We start from the raw sequence: 23,113 nt of genomic DNA on the forward strand, positions 1-23,113 counted from the left end.
TACACTCACGCGCCACATAATGAGAACAGCCTAAGGAACCACCCTCACGATGGACGCAGACGACAAAGACGACGCCGATCGCTACCGCGCCCCGGCGCTCGACAAAGGCCTCGACATCCTCGAACTGCTCGCCGAGCAGAAGGAAGGACTCACACGCGCCGAAATCACCAAGCTGCTCGGTCGCAACGCGAGCGAGATGTATCGCATGCTCGAACGGCTGGTCGCGCGTCAGTACGTGGTGCGCTCGGCGGCGGGAGACCGCTATTCGCTCAGCCTCAAGCTGTATGCGCTCGCGCACCGTCATCCGCCGATGAACCGTCTGATCTCCGAAGCGCTGCCGCTCATGCAGCGCTTTGCCGATGCTGCCGAACAATCATGTCACCTCGTGGTGTACGACCGCGGCAATCTGCTGGTGATCGCGCAAGTGGATGGTCCGGGCACGTGGGGCATGTCGGTGCGGCTCGGGTCGCGCGTCGGCCTGATCGACACGGGTTCGGGGCGCGTGATGCTGGCGTTTCAAAGCATCGAGCAGCGTGAACAGATGCTGGCCGAACACACCAAGGTCAAGGGCGAGGTCACGATCGATCGCGACGCGCTCGAACAGGCTTGCGAGCGGATTCGCGCGGCGGGTTTTTCGCAGAAGGACAGCCAGCAGACGTTCGGCGTGACCGACCTCACGTTTCCGATCCAGGGGCCGTCCGGCCAGGCGATCGCGGTGCTCACCTGTCCGTACTTGCGGCGCATTGACGAATACGTCGCGCCCACGCTCGAAGCCGCCACCGCGCTGTTGCGCGAGACGGTTCAGGCACTGTCGATGTTTCACGAGAACGCCGCTTAGCGCGTGATGCGGCGGGTCGAACCTGAGCGGCGGTCCGTTGAAAATCGGCCGCTCGCGCACATGGTTTAGAATGGCGACCCTCTCAAAAATCACGCCGCATGAGTTCGCTCATGCGCGCTCATCGATAAGCAATGGCGAAACTTCTGACCGATTCCGAATTCCAGCGTTTTTCCGAACTCCAGCAGAAGCAGTCGAGCTTCACGATCACGCCTGAGGAAGCCGACGAACTGCGCGACATCGTCGCTCATGCGCAAAAGCGCCGCGACGACCGCGCGGCGGCGATGCAAAGCATCGAGACGTTCATTCAGCAATTCGACATCAGCCCGGACGAGCTGTTTTCGCCGGAGCAGATCGGCGAGGCCGCGCGCACGTACGGCCTGATTCCGGCCGCGAAGAAAGAGCGCGTGCTGCCGCCGCAATTCACGTTCAACGGCAAGCCGTATCAGTGGACGACGCGCGCGCTGCCGGACGATATTCGCGTGCCTTTGTTCGACGCGTTCAAGGCGGGTGAGTCGGTGAAGTCGTTTATCGCGACGCCGAAAGATGCGAGTCGCTGTGCGGCGACGATTGCGCGGCTGGAGCGCGAGACCGGCGCGGTTTACGGGGATGCGTGGCTTGAGGAGTTGGCGGTGACGCGCTCGCAAGTCGATGAGGCTGCGGCCAAGCTGGCGGCCTGAGGTCGTTCGCAGCCTTCCGGCTTTTCGCGGCGCGAGGCCTTCAGCGCCTCTCGTCGCGTTGATCACCGCCTCGAGCGCATTGAATGCGGTGATCCATTCAACTCAGCGCGTTGGGCACGCCGCTTAAGCGCTTGCCTCTGTCGCTTCATCCAGCGCCATTCTGAATCCGACCACACCCGGATCCTCCGTCCGAGTGATCGTAAAGCCGCTGGCTTTGGCGAGTCCGATCATCGGGGCATTCTCGCGCAGCGCCTCGCCGACCAGCCAATGGATGCCGCGCATCCGCGCGTATTTGATGATCCGGTCGATCAGCAATTGGCCAAGGCGCCGGCCCTTCTGATCGGAGCGCACCGCCACCGCGAATTCGGCGGTTTCGTTATCGGGATCGGCGACCGCGCGCACCACGCCCAGCGTCCGCGTGAAACCTTCGTCGCTCTGCACGGTGGCGATCAGCGCCATTTCGCGGTCGTAGTCGATCTGCGTCATGCGCGCGAGCTGCGAGTGATCGAAGCTGCCCACCGCACCGAAAAATCGCAGGCGCAAATCCTCGGGCGTCATTGCTTCGACGAAGTCGTGATGCGCCGCCTCGTCTTCCGGACGGATGGGCCGGATCGTCACCCGCAATCCTTGCCAGTCCAGCGTTTCTTCGAAGCGGCGCGGATACGGCACGATTGCGAGGCGGCTGCGCGTCGGCGCAATTTTCAGCGTGGGCTCGACGATCGTCACGCGATCTCGGTACACCCTGAGCGTCAGGGTGAGCCCGACGAGCTCCTTGACGTCGCACACGGCTTGCGAGAGTGACGTCAGCGCGACCAGCGCCGGCTCCGGCGCAACCAGCCGCGCGTACGGCGAGCGCGTAACCATGTCGCGCGCGAGCATTGGGTTGAGCGGCGGCAAGCCGTAGACGCGCAAGGGCTCGGACACACCGTCGGCCGATGGGGTCGTGAAGCGGAAGACAGGGCCGAAGTTGTCGTCGTCGTGGAGTTCGACGGCGATGTCGACGACGGGTTTGGTGGATGAGTCGGTGCTTGCTTCGGCACAGTCCGAAGAGGTCGTGGACGCCGTTGAGGCCTGCACGGCGTGCTGCGCAATGGTCGGCCCCGCGCTTTGCTCAGCGCCGCGCGCTGTTGCCTGCGCGACGGCTTGCGTAGCGTCTCTTGCCATATCGCCGCCTGCTGCGCGTCCGTCCTGCGCTTCCACCCGCAACCCGAACCGCCCCAAAAACCTTGCCGCCGCCTCGCCGGTTAGTTGGTGCTCACCAGCCGCAAGCGCCGCACGCGCCTGAGCCTGAGCCGCGTCAATGCATTCGGGAATTTGCGCCGGCAATCCGTCTGGCGTCTGCATCAGCAGTTCGCGTCCCATCCGGTAATCGACCAGCCGCGCGAACGCGCGCGCGAGACGCTGCGGCGTCGTATGAACGGGGATGCCCTGCGCGTGCAGCGCGTCGCGCGTGGCGGCATCCACGCCGCCGAAGAAGCACGCGAGCAAGCCGCGATAAGCGAAGCGCTGATTTGCGATCAAGGCCTGCGCCACTTCGCCGACCGGCGCGCCGTGCGTCGACGCGTGAACCACGAAGGCCGTGCCGGTGCTGCGATGATCCGCGAGCAGTTTGAGCGCGGTGCCGAAGTGCTCCGGACGCGCGTCGTCGCCGAGCTGCAGCGGGTTGCCGCCGACCGCGTACGGCAAGGTCTGCTGCAAGGCCTCCGATGCCTCATCGGGCCACGGCGCGAGCGTATCGCCGGCGGCGGCGAAGGCGTCGCGAGCCAACGTGGCCAGGCCGCGGTCGCTCGTAATCAGCGTGGCCGTGGCGCCCGCCGCCACGCGGCCCACGCCGAGCGTCTCGATCTCGTCGAGCAGGTCGTCGAGCGCATCGACGCGCACCATGCCGGCGCGGCGGAACGCGGCGGTGTAGAGCGCGTCGGCGGGATCGGCGCGGCCGGAGCGCAGCGCCAGCACCGGCTTGTTGCGCGCCGCCGCGCGGGCCGCCGACATGAACTTGCGGGCCGCCCGCACGCTGTCCAGCTCGAGCAGGATGGCGCGCGTGCCGGGGTCGCTGGCCAGATAGTCGAGCACGTCGCCGGCGTCCACGTCCGCCTCGCCGCCGAGCGCCACCGCGTGCGAAAAGCCGAGGCCGCGCGCGTGCGCCCACCCGAGCACGGCGTTGGTCAGCGCGTTCGACTGCGACACCCACGCGACGCCGCCCGCCTTGACCGTGCACGACGGCGCGCCCAGATGCGCGCGCAGCGCCGGCGACACCACGCCGAGACTGCCCGGCCCGACAATGCGCAGCAGATTCGGCCGCGCCGCCGAGAGCGCGTGCCGCAGCGCGAGCCGGTCCTCATCGCAGCGCACCTCGCCGACGATAATCGCCGCGCGCGTGCCTAATCCGCCGAGCTTATGGATGATGCCCGGCCACGTTGCCGCTGGCGTGCAGATCAGCGCGACCGTGGGCGCTTCCGGCAGATCGCCCGCGTCGTGGATCACGGCGTGGCCGCCGAGCGTTTCGTACTTCGGATTGACCGGCCAGAGCGGGCCGTCGAAGCCCCCATCCAGCACGCGCGTCCACACCATCTCGCCGGTGCTGCCGGGCCGCTCCGAAGCGCCGATCACGGCGACGGATTTGGGTCGAAACAAGGCGTCGAGATTGCGAACGGTCACAGGCGCTCCGAGGACAGGGAAAGCGAGCCGGCTTCGTGGCCTTGGCGCGCGTCTTCGTCAGCATAGGCGAAGTTGAGCGCTCGCGCGGCGCTTCTCCTTCAGCGCCAGGCCGGCACCCGATCGCGGCCGGCACTTCAGGGCGCGACAGGGATATTTGTTATCGAGATCAAGCAAATAACGAGCGCCAATGCGACAATCTTCCAGCCGCCCCGATGGCGGTTTGCCTTGAAAATCGCCGGCCCATGGCGGTTCGAATCGCGTGCGCCGGAGACGCGCCAAAAGCGATTCGTTTGTGGACAACGCCCGGCTAGCGATGCAGCACAACCACCGTTCGCGGTCCGACCATCTTGTCGGCCAGATCGCGCACGATTAAAAGTAATAGAAGGTGATTTATGCGGCGCTTGCCATCGCTGATCGCGTTGCGCTTCTTCGAAGAGACGGCCCGGCACATGAGCTTCAACCGCGCCGCCATTGCGCTGTGCGTGACCCAAGGCGCGGTGAGCCGGCAAATCAAGCTGCTCGAAGAATCGCTCGGCGCGAAACTGTTCGAGCGCGACCACAAGGGCATCCGTCTGACGCAGGCTGGCCTGCAGTTGCTGCCCTGCCTGTCCGAAGCCTTCGATACGATCGAGCACGGCTTTCGTCAAATCACGGCGGCTAAAGGACGACGGCGTCTCGTGCTCGCTCTGCCGCCCACTTTCGCCACGCAATGGTTTTCGCCGCGGCTGGGCTCGCTCGCGGTGGAATTGCCGGATGTCGAACTGTCCGTTCGTACCGAAGCGCACGGAGACCTTCACTGTCAGATTCGCTTCGGCCGCCAGGCGCTATCGAACGCGCACTCCGAACTGCTGATGATGGAGCGCCACGTGCTCGTAGGCGCGCCGCGTTTGCTCGGCCAACCGCTCGACGCGCTGCTCGAACGCATGCCGGCGCTGCACGTGCTGCACAACGACGCCCGGCTCGAATTGTGGCCGAACTGGCTCGCCAAGGCGGGCATGCCTGCGCGTTACGCGGACAACGGCATCGAGTTCTCGACGCTGGAACAGGCGATTCGTGCGGCGAGTAAAGGCGCGGGCCTGGCGATCGTCGACCGGAACATGATTGTCGAGGAACTGGCGGACGGCAGTCTCGCGCAGTTTTCCGACGTCGAGGTGAGCGGGCCGTTTGGTTATTGGCTCGATATTCCGCAGCGGCATGTGGCGCTCGAGCACGTGCAAGCGCTGGCCGGGTGGATGCGAGATGAAGTGTTGAAGCTGGATCCGCGCTGATGAACCTCTGGTGTTCGTAGTGCCGTTAACGCAAAAGGCCCCGTTTTCAACGGGGCCTTTCGATTGGCGCTGCTTTACCCGGCACTCGCGTACCAGCGCGGCGAACTTACATCGCCTTCTTGAACGGCGCGCCCGAGTGCTCGCGCAACTCGTTGAACACGATCTTCGGCCACGCCTTCTGCGCGACTTCGATCTCCGACACGTGCGAGGCCAGATACGTCGGCGCGTCGGACGCATCGAGCGCGATCCGCGCCGCGTACGAATCGGTGAAGCGGCGCAGTTCGGCTGCGTCGTCGCAAGTCACCCAGCGTGACATGCGGTAACGCGCCGGCGCCATGCGCACGTCGACCTTGTATTCCGTCGACAAACGGTGCGACACCACTTCGAACTGCAGTTGCCCGACCGCGCCGAGAATCATCAGGCCGCCCACTTCCGGACGAAACACCTGAATCGCGCCTTCTTCGCCGAGTTGCTTGAGCGCCTCGCCGAGCTGCTTGGCGCGCATCGGATCGACCACTTCGACGGTCTGAAAAATTTCCGGCGCGAAGAACGGCAGGCCGACGAATTGCAACTGCTCGCCTTCGGTCAACGTATCGCCGAGACTCAGCGTGCCATGATTCGGAATACCGATGATGTCGCCCGGATACGCCTCGCTCACCGTCTCACGACGTTGCGACAGGAACGTCACCACGTTATTGGCGCGGAAAGTCTTGTTCGTGCGCGTCACCTTCACGGCCATGCCGCGTTCGAAATGCCCCGAGCACACGCGGATAAACGCCACGCGGTCGCGATGCGCCAGATCCATGTTCGCCTGCACCTTGAACACGACGCCGGTGAACTTCGGCTCGTCCGGCATAACCGGACGCTGCACGGTCATGCGCATCGACGGCGGCGGCGCCAGATCGACCAGCGCATCCAGAATTTCCTTCACGCCGAAGTTGTTGATCGCCGAGCCGAACAGCACCGGCGATTGCTGACCGGCGAGGAACTGCTCGCGATCGAAATCAGGCGACGCGCCGGTGATCAGATCGATCTCTTCCTTCGCCTTGATCCAGGCGTGGCCGAAGCGGCGCTCGCCCTCTTCGTCGCTCGGGGCTTGCAGCGTTTCCACTTCGCCGCCGGCCTTGTCCTGTCCCGCGCGGAAAATGCGCACCTGATCGCGCTGAATATCGTAGACGCCCTGGAAGTCCTTACCCATGCCGATCGGCCACGTGAAGGGCACGGCGGCGACGCCCAGATGCTGCTCGATTTCGTCGAGCAGTTCGAGCGGCTCGCGCACTTCGCGGTCGAGCTTGTTGATGAAGGTGACGATCGGCGTCTTGCGGCTGCGGCAGACTTCGAGCAGCTTGAGCGTTTGCGCTTCGACGCCGTTCGCGCCGTCGATCACCATGACAGCGGCGTCGACCGCGGTCAGCACGCGGTACGTGTCTTCGGAGAAGTCTTCGTGGCCCGGCGTGTCGAGCAGGTTGATGACGGCGTCGCCGTACTCGAACTGCATCACCGAGCTCGCCACCGAAATGCCCCGCTGCTTTTCGATCTCCATCCAGTCGGACGTTGCGTAGCGGTTGCTCTTGCGGCCCTTCACGGTGCCGGCGATCTGGATCGCGCCCGAGAACAGCAGCAGCTTTTCCGTGAGCGTGGTCTTACCCGCGTCCGGGTGGGAAATGACCGCGAACGTGCGGCGGCGTTTGAGTTCGGAGACTGACATCGGGTCTGGCGGTCACGGATAGGGGTTCGGGCGGTTCCCGGCGGCTTGTGGCTGCCGGTATGCCACGCCTTGCGCGGCGGCGTCGAGCTGCGGGAATTGGGCCGACGACCCGCATCACAGTGGCAACTCAGCCGCGTCGGAAACAGGTCACGAACGAGCGTTCGACAATACGGGAATCGCCAGCGCAGAACAGCGCAGGGAACGAATGATACACGTCCAGGGGTGGTGAAGGGGGGAAAGGGCCTCCCGCGCGTATCGGCGCACGGGAGGAGAGCGAGGTCCTGATGACGGGGAACCGGCCAGTTGCCGCGCCGCACAGCGTTCGAGGCATGAGCCGGGCCACCAACGGCATGGAGGTTCCAATCGTCTTATGTTGCCTGCGTCAATGTTGCCGGCTTTAGTACGAATCAAGCGCCGCTAGCTTCGTTCAAAGTCAGGTGCTTCGTTTCCGGCGCCCACGCAATAGACACCACCATGCCGATCAGCAGCACCGCCGCGAGCACCATCATCGTGATATGGAAGCCTAATTGCACGATGCCGAGCGGCAGCAGAAACGTGCCGACAGCCGATCCAAGCCGGCTGCACGCAATCGCGAGTCCAACACCACACGCGCGCACCTCGGTGGGAAAGCACTCCGGCGGAAACACGCCGACGAGATTCGAGAACGCCGACATGGTGAGCGTGAAAATCCCGAACGCGACGATCATGCCGAGCGTCGCCGATTCCGGCAGCACACTCAACTCGATCAGCGACACGCACGTCACCGCGAACGAACTGATCAGGAACACTCGACGCGGCAATTTGATCGTCAGCCAGATGCCGATCAACGCCCCGAGCACGAGAAATCCGTTCAACAGAAAGTCCGCGCTCGAATCGTTGTTCAAGTGGATCGCTTTCAGAATGGTCGGCAGAAACGTATAAACGGCGAAGTACGGAATGACGAGACACACGAAGAACGCGCAATTGAAAATCGTGCGGCGAATCAGATCGGCCTTGAACAGGCGCATGAAGCCGCCCGCCGATTGCGCGTGCTCGTCGTGGCCACCGTCCAGCGTGACGTTCGCACCGAAGTGCTTCAGCACGATCGATTTCGCCTCCGCCGTGCGTCCTTTGCCATGCAGCCAGCGCGGCGACTCCGGCGTACCCATGCGCAGCACGAGAACGATCAACGCCGGCACACCCGCCGACGCCAGCAGCCAGCGCCATGCATCCGGCGAGGCATCGGCGTAATGCATGCCGAGCACATTCGCCACCACGTAGCCGATCGTCCACACCACGCTGAACGAACCAAGCAACGTGCCGCGATGTTTGCGCGGCGAGAACTCCGCAAGAATCGCATGGCCCACCGCGAAGTCGCCGCCCATGCCGAAGCCGATCAACACCCGCAGCAAACATAGTTCGAGCGGTGAACGCACATAGAACTGCGCGAACGCAGCCGCGGTGATGATGATAAAACTCAGCAGAAAAATCTTCTGGCGTCCCATGCGATCCGACAGCCAGCCGAAAACCAGGCTGCCGATAAAAATGCCCATCAACGCGGAACTGCCGATCATGCCCATCCAGAAGGCGTCGAGCGGCATCTGGCGATTCAGCGACGCGAGCGCATAGCCGATCGTGCCGAGCGCGAAACCTTCAGTAAAGTGCGCGCCGAACGTCAACCCGGCGATCTTGACGTGGAAGGCGTTCAACGGAACGTCGTCGAGAGGAATGGGGCCGTGCGCGGATGCCGCTGCCGCCGGCAAAGTGGGGGCGAGGCCGAGAGCGGCCACCTGCATATCCTGATTGCTCACGCTGTCTCCTTCGTTAGTATGGATCGCCGGGCGCGGTCGGCATGCTGCTACGCGCCCGATTGCGTCATCCGCCTGTGCGTCACGCATATGCATGACGTACGGCGAACGCACGGTGTGAAGATCAGCGTCCGAGGCCGCCCATCATCATGTACTTCAGTTCGGTGTATTCATCGAGCCCGTACTTCGACCCTTCGCGGCCGAGTCCCGACTGTTTGACGCCGCCGAACGGCGCGACTTCCGTGGACACGATGCCTTCGTTGATGCCGACCATGCCGCTTTCCAGCGCTTCGCCGACGCGCCATGCGCGCGCCAGATCGCGCGTGTAGAAATACGCCGACAAGCCGAACGGTGTGTCGTTGGCGGCTTCGATCGCTTCCGCTTCGGTCTTGAAGCGGAAACACGCGGCAACCGGTCCGAAGGTTTCTTCCCCGGCGATCAGCATCGAACTGTTGGCGTCGGCCAGAACAGTCGGCTCGTAGAAAGTGCCGCCGAGCGGGTGCGGCTTGCCGCCGGTCAAGATCTTCGCGCCCTTTTGCAGCGCGTCGGCTACGTGGGTTTCGACCTTCTTCAGCGCAGCCTGGTTGATCAATGGACCTTGTTCGACCTCGCCTTGCAACGCATTGCCGACGCGCATCTTGCGCACCGCTCGCGTCAACGCGGACGTGAACGCATCGTAGATGCCGTCCTGCACGTAGAAGCGGTTGACGCATACGCACGTCTGCCCGGTATTGCGGAATTTCGAAGCCATCGCGCCTTGCACGGCGGCATCGAGATCCGCATCGTCGAAGACGATGAAAGGCGCGTTGCCGCCGAGTTCGAGCGACAGCTTCTTCAGCGTGTCCGCCGACTGCTTCGCCAGCAGTTTGCCGACGCGCGTCGAACCGGTGAACGAGAGTTTGCGCACCACGTCGGATTCCGTGAGCGTGCCGCCGATAGCCACGGCATCGCCGGAAACGATGTTGAACACGCCGGGCGAGATGCCCGCTTTCCCGGCCAGCACCGCCAAAGCGAACGCGGACAACGGGGTTTCTTCCGATGGCTTCAGCACCATCGTGCAACCGGCTGCGAGCGCCGGACCGGCCTTGCGCGTGATCATGGCAAGCGGAAAATTCCACGGTGTGATCGCCGCGACCACGCCGACCGGTTCGCGCGTCACGATAATCTTCGCGTTCGGATTCGGGCTCGGGATGACGTCGCCATACGCACGCTTCGCTTCTTCCGCGAACCATTCGAAGAAGCTCGCCGCATAGCCCACTTCGCCGCGCGCTTCGGCAAGCGGCTTGCCTTGCTCGAGCGTCAGCAGTTCAGCAAGCGCGTCGCGACTCTCCAGCATCAATTCGCCCCAGCGTTTGACGCGGGCGCTGCGTTCTTTCGCGGTCAGCGCACGCCATGCGGGCAACGCGCGCTCGGCCGCCGCGATAGCCTGCGCCGTTTCCGCCGCGCCGCCTTTGGCCACTTGCGCGACGACCTCGCCGGTTGCGGGATTCAAAACGGCATACGTGTTGGCGCCTTCGTACCACTCGCCGCCAATGAAATGTCCGGTGCGGAGAAACTCGTTCATGCGGCCTTCTCCAGCGCTTCGACGAACATGCCTTGAGCAAAGCGCGGTTCGCGCGCGATGCGTTTTCCTGCGGTGTAGTCGTTGATCAGATCGCACGGCGTGTAGTTGCGTTCGAGTTCGAACAGTTCATCCGGCGAGAGCGTCGTGCCGAGCGCGGCGAGCGCGCTGTCGAACTGCGCCGGCGTATCCGCGCCGACCAGCATGCTCGCGACACCGCCGTGATTCAGTACCCAGGCCTGCGCGATCTGCGCAGCGGAAACGCCACGCCGCGCGGCCACGCGCGCCACCGACGCGGCAATTTCACGCGAAGCCACATCGCCATACATTTGCGCGGTGAAGAAGTCAGTCTGATTGCGCGTCGAATGCGGGTCGCACGTCAACAGCCCGCGCGCCAACGGACTGAACACGGACACGCCGACGCCCTGATCCTGGCAATACGGAATCATTTCGCGTTCTTCCTCGCGGTACGCCAGGTTCAACTGCAATTGCATATTGATCGGCTTGTGCCAGCCGTTGCGCTCGCAGACCTGCATGATCTTGGCGAACTGCCACGTGTACATGGTCGACACGCCGATATAGCGCGCTTTGCCGGCGCGCACGATATCGTTGAGCGCACCCATGGTCTCTTCAACGGGCGTATTCACGTCGAAAAAATGCAGCATGTAGATGTCGACGTAATCCATGCCGAGGCGCGTGAGCGAGCCGTCGATGCCGTCCATGATGTGCTTGCGCGAATGGCCGCCCGCGTTCTGATACGCGCCCATGTCATAGCCGACCTTGGTGGCCACGACCATTTCCTCGCGACGCGTGAGACGCTTCAGAATGCGCCCCACCACTTCTTCACCGACGCCGGTCGAATAGAAATCGGCGAGGTCGATAAAGTTGACGCCGGCTTCGAGCGCATGACGAACGATCGGCTCGCTTTGCGCCTCGTCGAAAATCCACGGCTTCCATTGCGGCGTGCCCATGTTCATCGTGCCGAGGCACAGGCGCGAAACCTTCAGACCGGATTGGCCGAGGCGAATGTATTCCATAGTGCGTGTCTCCTTCCAGATCGCATCAAGCGGCGCGGACGGTTAGTTGCGCATTCCTGGGGACGCACGACCGAACCGCGCTGCGTGCCATTAACGTTGTTTCGGTGTGTAGAACGGGTTCGATACGTCGCGCGCGGCGGCGAAGACTTCATCGCGATGCGGCAAGCCCTTCATCGCCGCGAGGATTGCGTTCTTGCACGCGCGGTAGTTGTTCTCGAAGACGGCGTCGAGATCGTCGGTCGACGGGTTGACCCAGTTCGCCGACACCACCACCCAGTCGTTCTCCGCTTCGGGCGGCAGCGTGCCGTTCTCCAGCGACTCGGCCACCGCCTTCGCGATACCGGCTTGCGAAGCGCCCCACGTCGCGTTGCCGTGGAAGTCGCTGCCGATCTGCGCCTTGTTCACATACAGCGTGAGCGGCTTGGTCGGCACACCAGGACGCGCGATCACGACGAACGGCGCGTGACCCGCCGAAGGCGTCGCCAATGCGGTGGCGAATGCCTGGCCAGCTGGGCCGTTGCGCGGGCCGACCAATACGTTGATGTGCGCGAGATTGACGCCGGGGCCTTCGAATCCTTCGCCGATAAAGAGTTGTTTGTCCGTCGATGCGCTCATGGTCTTTCCGTCGAAGTTGAGTGGATGGCCGATTGTGAGGTTCGGCATCCGCGACCATGTATCGATGAGTTTTGATGCGGGGTATGAGAGGAACTCAACTCCGGGTTAGCCCCGAGCACAGTGGTCCGCGCGTATCGACGCGCGCAAAGGTGAGGGTTTTCGGGAGCATCTCGGCGGCACTGCGGAATCGCTGCGAAAGGTGAGCGTGTCGACGAACGGACGCGCACCTGCGCCGCGACACCTTGCACAGCGTCGTGAGCGTTAGACGCGACTGAAAGAGACTCAAGCGATGGCGGCAGCGATTCTTCGCACAGCCTGGGAACGCCCACCAGCAAGGGTTGGCGCGGGTTTCGGAGGTACTGGGTCAGTCACGGCGGGCTGCGGTGGCAAGCTTGCCGCAAGATGCGTGATCCGGAAAAAACAGGCTCACCGAAGAAACCAGGCCCGTCGCGGATTGTCCGTCCGAGCCTATGTTCACCTGCCAGGTTCACGCGAAAGGTGAGCGTTTTCGGGACTTACTTCTATCGTGCGAGAAAGGTGCGAGAAAACCCGCACGCGACATCACTTTAGACAAGTGGGCCCACGACAAGTGGACAGGTCATGCGCTGAAGCACTTCAACCTTCGATCAGAAAACGCTCGCGATTCTTGCCTACGAGCCACGCCGGCGAGCGGCCGCGGCCACTCCAGGTCTCGCCGGTTTTCGGGTTGCGATACTTGGCGACCGAAGGCGTTTTGCGGGCCACGGTGCCCTTGCTCGTGAAACCCAGTTCTTCAGCCGTCAAGTCGTATTCGGCTACTTTCTGCTTGATCTCGGCGATCGCCTGCGCAACTTCCTTCTCGCGGGCCGCCGCGACTTCCTTGTGGAGTTTTTCGAGCTGGGCAGTCAACTGCTTGTACGAGGCCATGACGGGTGCTCCGATCATTAGACGAGAACTGAAGTGCGGACACTATCAGACGAATAAATTGCCGGATAGAGAACCCCGACACCGCGAGCGGATAACACGCTTAAAAGACGCCGGCCCGGTCGCGGCCGGTCCGCTCAATCGTCGATTGCATCGTACACGCGGCGTTCGAAATCCACTGCCATTGGAAACGGTGCGACGGAGCGCCTTTGAATCAGCATCAGACCGATCATGTCTTCCACGGGATCGGCAAACCAGCTCGTGCCATACGCACCCGGCCAGCCGAACGAGCCCATCGAGCGATAGCCGAGCGTCAGCTGCTGCGCAGGATCGTCGACGATGGACAAGCCAAGGCCGAACCCTTGGCCCGCCCACAGCGCATGACCGAAGGCCGACACGCGGCGTTGGTCGCGTGTCAGAAAATTGGAGCGCATCAGATCGACCGAGCGGTGCGACAGCAAACGCGTCGTGCCGACCCGCCCGCGGCCGAGCAGCAGTTGCGCGAATTGCAGATAGTCGTGCGCCGTCGAAACTAGCCCACCGCCGCCGCTCTGGAAGCGGTCCGGATCCGCCCATCGGCTCGACGACGGATGGTCTTCGACAATACGCCGCCCTGAGCCCTGTTCGACAGCATAAGCCGTGGCCAGCCGGCCGAGTTGCGCGTCGGGCACCCAGAACGCGGTATCGCGCATGCCAAGCGGCTCGAAAATCCGCGTCCGGAAAAACTCGCCGAGCGGCATGCCGCTCACGCGTTCGATCAGCACGCCGAGCACGTCGGTCGCAACGCTGTAGTGCCAGCGTGAACCGGGCTGGAACATGAGCGGCAAACTTGCGATGCGGGCAAGCCAGGCGTTGCCGTCCATGCGCGCGTCGAATCCGTCGAAAGCGGCGGCGTACGCCTCGGCAAGCGGCCCGGTCGCGGTGGAGCCGTAAGCGAAGCCGGCGCGGTGCGTCAGCAGATCTAGCACGGTGAGCGACGCTCTGACCGGGTCGGTTTCGTCGAGCGGGCCAGCGGGGTCGCGCAGCACACGCGGCGCGGACAATTCCGGCAACCAGAGTGAGATCGGCGTGTCGAGGGCGAGCCGATCTTCTTCGATCAGCAGCAGGATCGCGGCGCTGGTCACCGGCTTGGTCATGGAGGCAATGCGGAACAGCGTGTCGCGCTCCATCGGCAACTGCGCCGCGTCGTCGCGCCAGCCGAGCGGCTCGAAATAGCCAATCTCGCCGCGCCGCCATACCATCGACACCACGCCCGCCACTTCACCGCGCTCCACATAGCCTTGCATGGCGTTGGTCAGCGCCGTCAGCCGAGACGCGGAAAGTCCTGCTGGTTTTTGCATGTTTGTGTCCCGAGCCAGTGGAGGGGATGGTGGCCTGCGCGTAAAGCGCCGCCAGCGAGTGCGCAACAATGACGTGATCTGCCATCCTGTCGAGACATCGCTCTGCGCCGGGCCGCCTGCGTGGCCGTTACGTTCCCTTATTTTTGCAGAAAACGTTACCCGATCGAAGGGTACGTCACAGCATCCACTGCACTGGGCGTTCAGGCTTTCTGGCGCTGCTCCAGAGCCGAGAGCGCGGCGTTGAGCCGTTTGACGCGGTTCGCCTGCGCCGGCACCAGTGCCGCGCCGGAAACGGAGTCGATGCGGTTTCGCCAATAGGACAGCGGAATGCGGTCGCCCGCGGAGATATGCGAGATTACGTGTTCAAGATGTTCAATATCTTTTTCGAGTTGATGATGATTCATTGCTTTCCCCGGATTACTCGTTGAACTATTTTCAATGCGTAAATCGAAGCATAAAGCGTGCCGCAATAACTCCGGTTTTTGCCTTAACGGAAAATCCTTCCTGGCGCCTTCCGTATAATCGACTAAACCGGCAAAACCTGCCTGCTGCCTGAATCTTGAGCCACTGGCAAGAGAGTACCGCGGCTGAACTTCGCGTTCCGTTAGGTGCCGCACCGACTTGGCTAAACGACGCGAATGGGGCGTTTTTAATTGCGCCAGGCGATAAGGAAAAATAATATGAAGCGCAGTATTAATACCCATTGAGCATCATAGCCATGGAGAGAACCCGCATTAGACGCAGGTCTTTATGACGGCCGTACGCTTATCGCGACGACCTCGAAGCATTGCGTAAACCCGTTTGGCGCGCACGAATAAAATCGGTGCGACGATCGAAACGCCCGCGTTCGTCGTAAAGGCGCGGGCTCAAAGCAGAGCGTTTGAAGTTGATCGCGCCGGCCTTGCGCCAGCGAACTGTTATTTAGCCCGGCAGGCGTAAATCAGGTTGAGCGTGCCGTTCTCAGTGGACTGACGCACGACATCGAACGCGCCGCCGCAACTTGCGCTGGCTTGCTGCGAACAGGAATCGGAACCGGCGGGGCATTGCACCAGCGTCGTCGCGCGGCCGTCCGGCAAAAACAGCGGCGCGCTGCTGCTGCAACCGCTCAGCGCGAGCATGCCGCCGGCCGCCAGCGTGGCGCAGGCCCGGCGCGCGTAGAAGGAGAGACTGCGTTTCATTTGAACCCCGATCACGTCTTGTTTTTCGATCACGCGATTGTGCCACGCGTCAATTACGCTGCGTCAATCGCCGTCGCGGATCGTTGTCACACGTCGATGCCGTGTGTCGCGATCTTCTTATAGAGCGTCGCGCGGCCCATGCCGATCTGGTTCGCCGTATCGATCACCCGACCGCCATTGGCGCGCAAGGCGTCGATCAGGAATCGCTTCTCGAAGGCCGCCATCGCCTCACTCCACGAGGCCGGTTCAGGCGCCCTAGCCTGCGCGTTTGCCGGTTGCGTCGTCGAAAGCGCCTCGGGCAACGGCGCATTCGGACGATGCGCACCGCCGCCGGGCGCGGAGCCGATAAACGGCGCCAGCGCCCGCGCATCGATCCGCTCGCTGTCGGACAGCATCACGGCGCGCTCCAGCGTGTTGCGCAATTCGCGCACATTGCCCGGCCAGCCGTATGAACACAGCAGCCGCAGCGCGTCGTCCTGCAATTCGAAGTGACTGGCGCCGCGCGCCTGCGTCGACAGATCCTCGAGGATGGCGTACGCGAGCGCCTCGATATCGGAGGTTCGCTCGCGCAACGGCGGCGCATGAATCGTCAGCACGTTCAACCGATAGAACAGGTCCGCGCGAAAGCGCCCCGCCGCGACCAGCGCGGGCAAATCTGCCGACGTCGCCGCGATGATCCGAACATCGGCGCGCAGGATCCGGTTCGAGCCGAGCGGTTCGAACTCCTTGTCTTGCAACACGCGCAGCAGCTTGCCCTGCAAGGGCAGCGGCATATCGCCGATTTCGTCGAGAAACAGCGTGCCGCCGTTCGCCAGCTCGAACTTGCCGACGCGCCCTTTCCGGTCCGCTCCGGTATAGGCGCCGGGCGCGGCGCCGAAGAATTCGACTTCGAGCAAGGTGTCGGGAATCGCGGCGACGTTGACCGTCACGAGCGGCTGATTCGCGCGCGCCGAGCCGCCATGGATGGCATGCGCGAGCAGTTCCTTGCCGGTGCCGGTTTCGCCGAGCAGCAGCACCGGCGATTCGAGCTGCGCGGCGCGGCGCGCCTGACGCTTCACTTCGAGGCTGGCCGCGCTCGTGCCGACGAAACTGCCGAACGTATATTTGGCCCGCCGCGCTTGCGCGAGCGACCGGCGCGTCGCGATCAATTCTTCCTGCACGCGCGAGTAGTGGGAAAAGAGCGGCGTGAGCGCTTTCAGTTCATCGAAGAGCGCAAAACCAACGGCGCCGACCGTCGCGCCCGCATCGTCCTTCAACGGCAAACGCGTGACGACGAGCGGTTCGCGGTCCGTTTCGAGAATATCGAGCAGAATCGGTTTGCCGGTGTTCACGACCTCGCGCATCAGACTGTTCGGGATCACCGCTTCGCAATCGCGGCCGATGGCCTGCTCGGGGTCCGCAAAACCGAAGCGCGCGGCATAGCGCTTGTTGATCCAGACCACGCGCGCGTCGGCATCGACGATAAAGGTGCCTTCGCTGAAATTTTCGAATGTGCGGAAGAGCGAATCCATCGCCCGGCGCAATACGTCGCCGTAAGTGGCAGGCAAGCCTGCCCAGTCGTTCATCATGCTGTCGCTGTCTCCGGCTATCGTTTTATTATGCTTTGTCTCATTTCGTAGACAAGCTTATCTCATTGACGAGATCGCCAGCAAGCCTACGGCATAAGGGTTTAACCTTGGTTTGGCCTAACTTGAGCCAATTTGCGTCCCGTTTTAGAGACGTTTGGGTACAATCGGCCCGATCACGTTTTGAACTTCGGTCTGCGAAATCAGGCGGCTGGCCGTTGCCGCGTCTCTGGCACGGAACCTGCACTTGCGGGCGCCGTGCCGCCGCACCTTCGAGACGGCGACCATGTAGAACAACCAAGCTTTGGAGACTCAATGTCCTTTGTCATCGTCCTCGCCGCGCTGGCGTTTCTGATGTTTGCCGCTTATCGCGGCTACAGCGTCATCCTGTTCGCGCCGATCGCCGCGCTCGGCGCCGTTCTGCTGACCGATCCGGCCGCCGTCGCGCCGGTTTTCACCGGCATCTTCATGGAGAAGATGGTCGGCTTCGTGAAGCTCTACTTTCCGGTGTTCCTGCTGGGCGCCGTGTTCGGTAAGGTCATCGAACTGTCGGGCTTCTCGGAATCGATCGTGGCCGCGGCGATCCGCTATATCGGGCGCTCGCGCGCCAATGCGGTGATCGTTGCGGTGTGCGCGCTGCTCACCTACGGCGGCGTCTCGCTGTTCGTGGTGGTGTTCGCGGTCTATCCGTTCGCCGCCGAGCTGTACCGCCAGAGCAATATTCCCAAGCGCCTGATGCCCGGCGCGATCGCACTCGGCGCGTTCTCATTCACGATGGATTCGCTGCCGGGTACACCGCAGATTCAGAACATCATCCCGACCACGTTCTTCAAGACGACGTCGTGGGCTGCGCCCGCACTCGGCGTGATCGGCTCGCTGTTCATCATCGTGGTCGGCCTGACGTATCTGGAATGGCGCCGCCGTTCGGCAATGGCGACCGGCGAAGGTTACGGCACGGAACTCGTCAATGAGCCGGATCGCGTGGAATCGAAGCAACTGCCGCATCCGTTGCTGGCGGTTGCGCCGCTGGTTCTGGTGGGCGTCGCGAACTTCCTGCTGACCCGCTGGATTCCGAACTGGTACGGCGCGTCGTACACGATTGCGCCGGACATTTTGCCGGGCGTTCACGCACCGGTCACGACGACGATCAAGGCCGTGGTCGCCATCTGGGCCGTGGAAGGTGCACTGCTCCTCGGGATCATCATGGTTGTCGTGACGGCGTTCAACCGCGTGCGCGAGCGCTTCGCGATCGGCACCAAGGCTGCGGTGGCGGGCGCGCTGCTGGCTTCGTTGAACACGGCGTCGGAATACGGTTTTGGTGGTGTTATTGCCGCGTTGCCGGGCTTTCTGGTGGTCAGCAACGCGTTGAAGAGCATTCCCAATCCGCTCGTCAATGCAGCTGTTTCGGTGAGCTCGCTGGCGGGTATCACGGGTTCGGCGTCGGGCGGCATGAGCATCGCGCTCGCGGCCATGTCGGACACGTTCATCAAGGGCGCGGAAGCGGCGCATATTCCGATGGAAGTGCTGCACCGGGTCGTCGCCATGGCGAGCGGCGGCATGGACACGCTGCCGCACAACGGCGCGGTGATCACGCTGCTGGCCGTCACGGGCTTGACGCATCGGCAGTCGTATCGCGACATCTTCGCGGTCACGGTCATCAAGACGATGGCTGTGTTCTTTGTGATCGCGGTCTATTACGCGACTGGTTTGGTCTGAGCGAGCGGGGTGTTGGACAGGATGCCGGCAACGCGCCAGCATCCTGAGTTTTGATCGGTTACCTTGTCATCCCGACAACCGACCTTGCCCCGCACACCTGCCATGAGTTCAGCGCCTTCTTTCTGGATGATTCCCACCGCACCCACGCCCGTCGGCCCGTTCTCGCACGCTGCCGAGACCGACGGCTGGGTCTTCCTGACCGGCCAGATGCCGACCTCCCCCACCGACGACACCGCGCCGCTTCCTGAAGGCGTAGTCGCCCAGACCAAGCGCGTGATGGACAATCTCGTGCTGGTGCTCCAGGGGCTGGGCCTCGGTCTGCAAAACGTGGTGGCGACACGCATCTTCCTGACCGAGTTCAAGCGCGATTACGCGCCGATGAACGAGATCTACCGCGCCTACTTCCCCGCCGACGCGCTGCCCGCGCGAACCTGCATCGGCGTCACCGCACTGGCGCGCGACGCGCTGGTCGAGATCGATTTCGTCGCCAAACGGCCGGGTTGAGCGCGCGAAGCCGAATGGCGAATCAATGCGCAGACTGCTCGTCGAGTCCGTAGTAATCGGATAAGGCTTCGTGCAGCGAGATCGACAGTTCGTCCATCTCGGTGGTCCAGCGTCCGTTGTCGTTGCATAGCCGCTGCAAACGCCGGCATTGGTCGACGAACCGCGGTTCCTGCACGACGACGAACGCGCCGCTCGCGCTATGCGCCCAGCCGGCCAACGCCTGCACGTTTTCCTCTTCGACGATCGCAAGCAGTCTCGGCAGATCTTTTTGCAAGTGCTCCTTGAGCATCGCCGTGTAACGCGCCCTGTCGTCCGCGCTGAGCGTGCTCGCGGTGCTGGGAACAGGAGCCATGGGTTTCGCTGGCGCTACGTTCTCCGGTGCAGGCTGAGGCGTTGCCGTCGCCGGCGCCACTGTCAGCAACGCGGCTTGCAATTCGCTCAGCGACGCCGGCTTGGGCACATATCCGCTAAAGCCGTGCTCGCGCCAATTGCGCGCCTCTTCATGTTCGGCCACGGCGCTGAAGGCGAGCACCTGCACGGTCGCATCCAACTTGCGCAACGCGGCCAGCAGGTCGTAACCATCCATCTCCGGCATGTGGATGTCGGTCAGCACCACTTCGAAACTTGCCTGTTCGAACACCCTCAGCGCGTGCTGACCGTCATGGGCGATCGTGGGCGCGCACCCCAGCTCCAGCAGTTGTTCAGCGATCAGATTCTGGATCAAAGGATTGTCTTCCGCGACCAGCACCGGGAGACCTCGCAGCGCCGGATGGATTCCCACCGAAACGGCAATTGTTGGCGCACGAGTCGGAGCCGCGGCAGCGGACGTGCCCCCACGCGCCAGTTCGATCGCCGACCGAATTGCCGACCGGCTGAATTCAGTCACTTCGAACACGCCGTCGCCGCGCGCCTCGGGATGGTGCGGACCGCCGCGCGTGATCCACACGGCGCCGACCGGCTGCAGCGCGCGCAGAGCAGCAACCACCTCGAGATCGTATTCGCCGGTGACGATCAACACGTCCGGCCGGTTCACGCGCAACCACGCCTGCGCGGCGGCCGATGAAGACACGAGGTGTCCTGCCCAACCCGCGCACTGGAACCAGCGGTTGAGAATTTCACCGACTTCCTGCTCCATGGACAGGATGAGCACCGTTCCGCGCTCCGCACGGACTGTTGCCGGCGCTTGCAACTCGACGGGCGGCTTCGCGAGCGGAATCGATACGCGGAATGCGCTGCCTACACCGGGCACACTCTCCGCGGTGATCTGACCACCCATCAACTCGCACAAGCGCGCACAGATCGCAAGGCCAAGTCCCGTGCCGCCGGCTCCCCGCGAAGCACCCTGTTCCCCTTGCGCAAACGGTTTGAAGAGCCGCGCCAGCGTTTCTTCGTTTATCCCGGCGCCCGAATCCGAGACCCGGCAAACCAATATCGCGCGATCCGGTGAATCGTCCGTCACTTCGGCGCGGAACGTGATCTTGCCGGTCGAGGTGAACTTGAACGCATTGCTCAGCAAGTTGTTGACGATCTGCGCGATGCGCATGCGATCGCCGATCAACGTCCGGTCGAGAGTCGGAGAGAAGAGCGCATAGAAACGGATCGAGCGGTCCCCATGCATCGGCGCGTAGGTTAGCGCAATGCTTTCAAAATCGTCGATCAGACAGAACGGCTCCGTGACCAGCAACATCGCGCCAGCGTCGATCTTCGAAAAGTCGAGAATGTCGTTGACGACGCGGCGCAGCGCACCTGCGGCAAGGTCCAATGTTGCGAGCCGTTGCGAATGCGCCTCGAGGCCGGGTGTGCGGGCGAACAGCTCGAGATTGCCGAGCAGTGCGTTCAACGGCGTCCGGATTTCGTGGCTCATCGCGGCGAAGAAATTCGTCCGCGCACGCATCAGCGCCTCGGACGTTTGCTGTGCGTGCCGCAATTGCTGTTCGAGCATGGTCTGCGCGGTCACGTCGAGAATCGCGCAGAACAGCACGTTCTCGCCAGCGTAACGCGCGGGCGCGTAAATGAATTGCAGAAACCGTGGAGGCGCGCCGTCGATTTGATCGGGCGGCGGCGAGGTTTGCGGCTCGTTTCGCTGTTCCATTGGCGATTGATGCAAAGACTGAGCCGGCATCTGCGCCGGCCGCGCGGGCGCGACGAAGGCAGCCACCCGCGCATACGACATGGCCGACGGCTGATCCGGCGCCTGAACCAGGAATTCGCCGACGATATGCGGCGGAAGCCGGTTGCCATCGGCCTCGATCCCGAGCAACTCGATCGCAAGCGCGTTGGTGGTCAGGACCGAATAGTCGCTCTGCCGGACAATGCACAAACCGACCGGCGTCGCGCTAACCAGAATGTGGTTGAGCATCTCGCTTTGCAGCGCGCGTGAAGTCTCCGTAAACGAATTGCGCAGCAAGCGCAGCCCGAAATAGCGGGCCATCAGCGCAATCGCCATCAGGATGAGCGCCGTCAGGCAACCTATCACCGCCAATTGCCAGCCGAGTGCGACGGCCAGCGCGCCCCAAGGCACGTAGCCGACCAGAAGGCCGAAGCCCAACCCCAATGGCTCGTGAAAAATCACGCCTTCACGGCTGTAGTGAAAGATCTGGGTTGGGGTAGCGGCTACTGCCCGTTGCACCAGGTTGATGACCGATGCGTCGAGCGGCCTCGACGGTACGGCGATGCGGTGGTCCACCGTCATCAGCAGATTCACGCCCTCGTTGTCAGGCGGCGCCAGATGCAATGCCAGCGCGTCCAGCGGAAAGCTCGTGCTGATCAGCACGGTCGGCGTGTCGCCGTCATAGTAGGCGCTCACCACGGAAATCACCGCGCCATTCTGTAGCGGATCATGATACGGTCCGAGCCAGATACGTTCGCCTTTTCGCGGCACGCGCCTGCCGGTTTGCGCCTCGATCCGGCGCTCGAGCGTCTCGCGCACCAAGCTCGCAAGCGCCGGTTGCGGCGCGGGCATTGCGGCCTGATTGGGCCCGCTGGTTTGGGCCGCGAGCGGTTGAGTCAGCGAAGGCAGAATCGCTGCATAGTCTTCCTTCAACCCTATCAGCGTTGCGCGTTGCTGCAGTTCAAAAGCCTGCTGGGTCACGAGCGTCGATTGCGCCGCTTCGTAGAGGCGCCCGAGTTTTTCGCCCAATTGAGAGCCCCACGCGTTGCGCGTGGTTTCACCGACCACAATGTCGAAATTTGAGTCCGCACCGTCTGTCTTGCCGAGCGCTACGCCGGTCTTCAGGATCGCTTGCTGAATAGCATCCGGCGCGCTCCGCCCGCCGGCTGGGCCATAGTAATAATCGAGCGTCAACGCGGCGCGCCGCAAAAACGACTCCTCCTGGTGGATGAGCAGAGAGATATCGGTGGCGTTCTGCGACGCGAGGGCCCGGCGATACTCGAGTTGCTTGAGCCCGGCGACGACAATCAGCACCAGTGAGAAGATCAGCACGATCAGCATGAGCGAACCGATCGTCACCAGGTAGAGCCGCTGTTGGCGCTTCGCGTTCTGCGCGAGCGTGGCGAAAGCCTGCGCTAATGACTCTTGAGTACGGTCGAGGATTTTCTGCATCAGCTCGCGAGTGTGGCGCGTGGGTGGCAAATTCGCGCAGGCGGACCGCTGCGGAACCGAGGACTCGATGCGTCCGCAGTCCTTGTACCGGCGCAGTGTAGTCCTTTTGAAGGCATCGCGCGACGCATCCGGCACTGTTTCACGCGACCATCCACGATGCGTCAAACAACCCTGCAATAACGGCTTCGGCTTGCCT

At 63.2% G+C, this 23,113-nt stretch carries 17 protein-coding genes; 5 read left to right on the forward strand and 12 right to left on the reverse strand.

All coding sequences use genetic code 11. The features are described from left to right. Window positions 1–49 precede the first annotated feature (49 nt). Together PQR54_RS12905 and PQR54_RS12910 are read left to right on the forward strand one after the other, a co-directional pair. Window positions 50–838 carry an IclR family transcriptional regulator gene (locus tag PQR54_RS12905; RefSeq protein ID WP_168791891.1) on the forward strand — a complete coding sequence of 263 codons (789 nt, stop codon included), beginning with the start codon at window positions 50–52 and terminating at the stop codon, window positions 836–838. Between the two features lie 131 nt (window positions 839–969). Next, window positions 970–1,515 carry a hypothetical protein gene (locus tag PQR54_RS12910; RefSeq protein WP_106281660.1) on the forward strand — a complete coding sequence of 182 codons (546 nt, stop codon included), beginning with the start codon at window positions 970–972 and terminating at the stop codon, window positions 1,513–1,515. 123 nt (window positions 1,516–1,638) lie between these two features. Here PQR54_RS12910 and PQR54_RS12915 read toward each other — a convergent pair whose 3' ends face one another. Beyond that, window positions 1,639–4,173, reverse strand: coding sequence for a bifunctional acetate--CoA ligase family protein/GNAT family N-acetyltransferase (locus PQR54_RS12915; RefSeq protein ID WP_408246163.1), 2,535 nt, complete (start codon window positions 4,171–4,173; stop codon window positions 1,639–1,641). A 392-nt stretch (window positions 4,174–4,565) separates the two neighbouring features. On the opposite strand from PQR54_RS12915, the gene PQR54_RS12920 reads away from it, so the two are divergent. Further along, the gene (locus PQR54_RS12920; RefSeq protein WP_408246165.1) at window positions 4,566–5,441 is read left to right on the forward strand and encodes a LysR family transcriptional regulator; all 876 of its coding nucleotides are present in this window, start codon (window positions 4,566–4,568) and stop codon (window positions 5,439–5,441) included. A gap of 106 nt (window positions 5,442–5,547) precedes the next feature. Here the strand turns inward: PQR54_RS12920 and PQR54_RS12925 are convergent, their stop codons facing one another. The 10 genes from PQR54_RS12925 to PQR54_RS12970 all read right to left on the reverse strand — a co-directional run bounded on the left by PQR54_RS12925 (window position 5,548) and on the right by PQR54_RS12970 (window position 17,138). Next, window positions 5,548–7,149 carry a peptide chain release factor 3 gene (locus PQR54_RS12925; RefSeq protein ID WP_012428715.1) on the reverse strand — a complete coding sequence of 534 codons (1,602 nt, stop codon included), beginning with the start codon at window positions 7,147–7,149 and terminating at the stop codon, window positions 5,548–5,550. Window positions 7,150–7,556: 407 nt separating this feature from the next. Continuing rightward, entirely contained in the window at window positions 7,557–8,939 is a 1,383-nt protein-coding gene (locus tag PQR54_RS12930) for an MFS transporter (protein WP_408246167.1), read from the reverse strand. A 121-nt stretch (window positions 8,940–9,060) separates the two neighbouring features. Next, a complete protein-coding gene (locus PQR54_RS12935) occupies window positions 9,061–10,500 on the reverse strand; it encodes an NAD-dependent succinate-semialdehyde dehydrogenase (RefSeq protein WP_408246169.1) in 1,440 nt (479 codons plus the stop codon). Further along, entirely contained in the window at window positions 10,497–11,534 is a 1,038-nt protein-coding gene (locus PQR54_RS12940; RefSeq protein WP_408246171.1) for an aldo/keto reductase, read from the reverse strand. Before PQR54_RS12940 ends, PQR54_RS12935 begins: the two co-directional genes overlap by 4 nt. Before the next feature lie 90 nt (window positions 11,535–11,624). After that, on the reverse strand, window positions 11,625–12,149 hold the full coding sequence (fae, locus tag PQR54_RS12945; protein WP_116146872.1) for a formaldehyde-activating enzyme: 525 nt from the start codon (window positions 12,147–12,149) through the stop codon (window positions 11,625–11,627). Window positions 12,150–12,764: 615 nt separating this feature from the next. After that, window positions 12,765–13,055: an H-NS histone family protein gene (locus tag PQR54_RS12950; protein WP_408246173.1), complete on the reverse strand. Its 291-nt coding sequence runs from the start codon at window positions 13,053–13,055 to the stop codon at window positions 12,765–12,767. A 134-nt stretch (window positions 13,056–13,189) separates the two neighbouring features. Further along, window positions 13,190–14,392: a serine hydrolase domain-containing protein gene (locus PQR54_RS12955; protein WP_408246175.1), complete on the reverse strand. Its 1,203-nt coding sequence runs from the start codon at window positions 14,390–14,392 to the stop codon at window positions 13,190–13,192. A 200-nt stretch (window positions 14,393–14,592) separates the two neighbouring features. After that, entirely contained in the window at window positions 14,593–14,796 is a 204-nt protein-coding gene (locus PQR54_RS12960; protein WP_408247146.1) for a hypothetical protein, read from the reverse strand. A 513-nt stretch (window positions 14,797–15,309) separates the two neighbouring features. Continuing rightward, window positions 15,310–15,570, reverse strand: a complete 261-nt coding sequence (locus PQR54_RS12965; RefSeq protein WP_408246177.1) for a hypothetical protein — start codon at window positions 15,568–15,570, stop codon at window positions 15,310–15,312. Between the two features lie 86 nt (window positions 15,571–15,656). Continuing rightward, on the reverse strand, window positions 15,657–17,138 hold the full coding sequence (locus PQR54_RS12970) for a sigma-54 interaction domain-containing protein (protein ID WP_408246179.1): 1,482 nt from the start codon (window positions 17,136–17,138) through the stop codon (window positions 15,657–15,659). Window positions 17,139–17,450: 312 nt separating this feature from the next. On the opposite strand from PQR54_RS12970, the gene PQR54_RS12975 reads away from it, so the two are divergent. Both PQR54_RS12975 and PQR54_RS12980 read left to right on the forward strand, forming a co-directional pair. Further along, window positions 17,451–18,851 (forward strand): GntP family permease, encoded by a 1,401-nt coding sequence (locus PQR54_RS12975; protein ID WP_408246181.1) that lies wholly within the window; start codon window positions 17,451–17,453, stop codon window positions 18,849–18,851. Window positions 18,852–18,953: 102 nt separating this feature from the next. Next, the gene (locus PQR54_RS12980) at window positions 18,954–19,355 is read left to right on the forward strand and encodes a RidA family protein (protein WP_408246183.1); all 402 of its coding nucleotides are present in this window, start codon (window positions 18,954–18,956) and stop codon (window positions 19,353–19,355) included. A gap of 22 nt (window positions 19,356–19,377) precedes the next feature. Here the strand turns inward: PQR54_RS12980 and PQR54_RS12985 are convergent, their stop codons facing one another. Next, window positions 19,378–22,917: an ATP-binding protein gene (locus PQR54_RS12985; protein WP_408246185.1), complete on the reverse strand. Its 3,540-nt coding sequence runs from the start codon at window positions 22,915–22,917 to the stop codon at window positions 19,378–19,380. Window positions 22,918–23,113 lie beyond the last annotated feature (196 nt).

Origin of the sequence: Paraburkholderia phytofirmans (assembly GCF_046028095.1) — a bacterium.
GTDB lineage: Bacteria > Pseudomonadota > Gammaproteobacteria > Burkholderiales > Burkholderiaceae > Paraburkholderia > Paraburkholderia phytofirmans_A.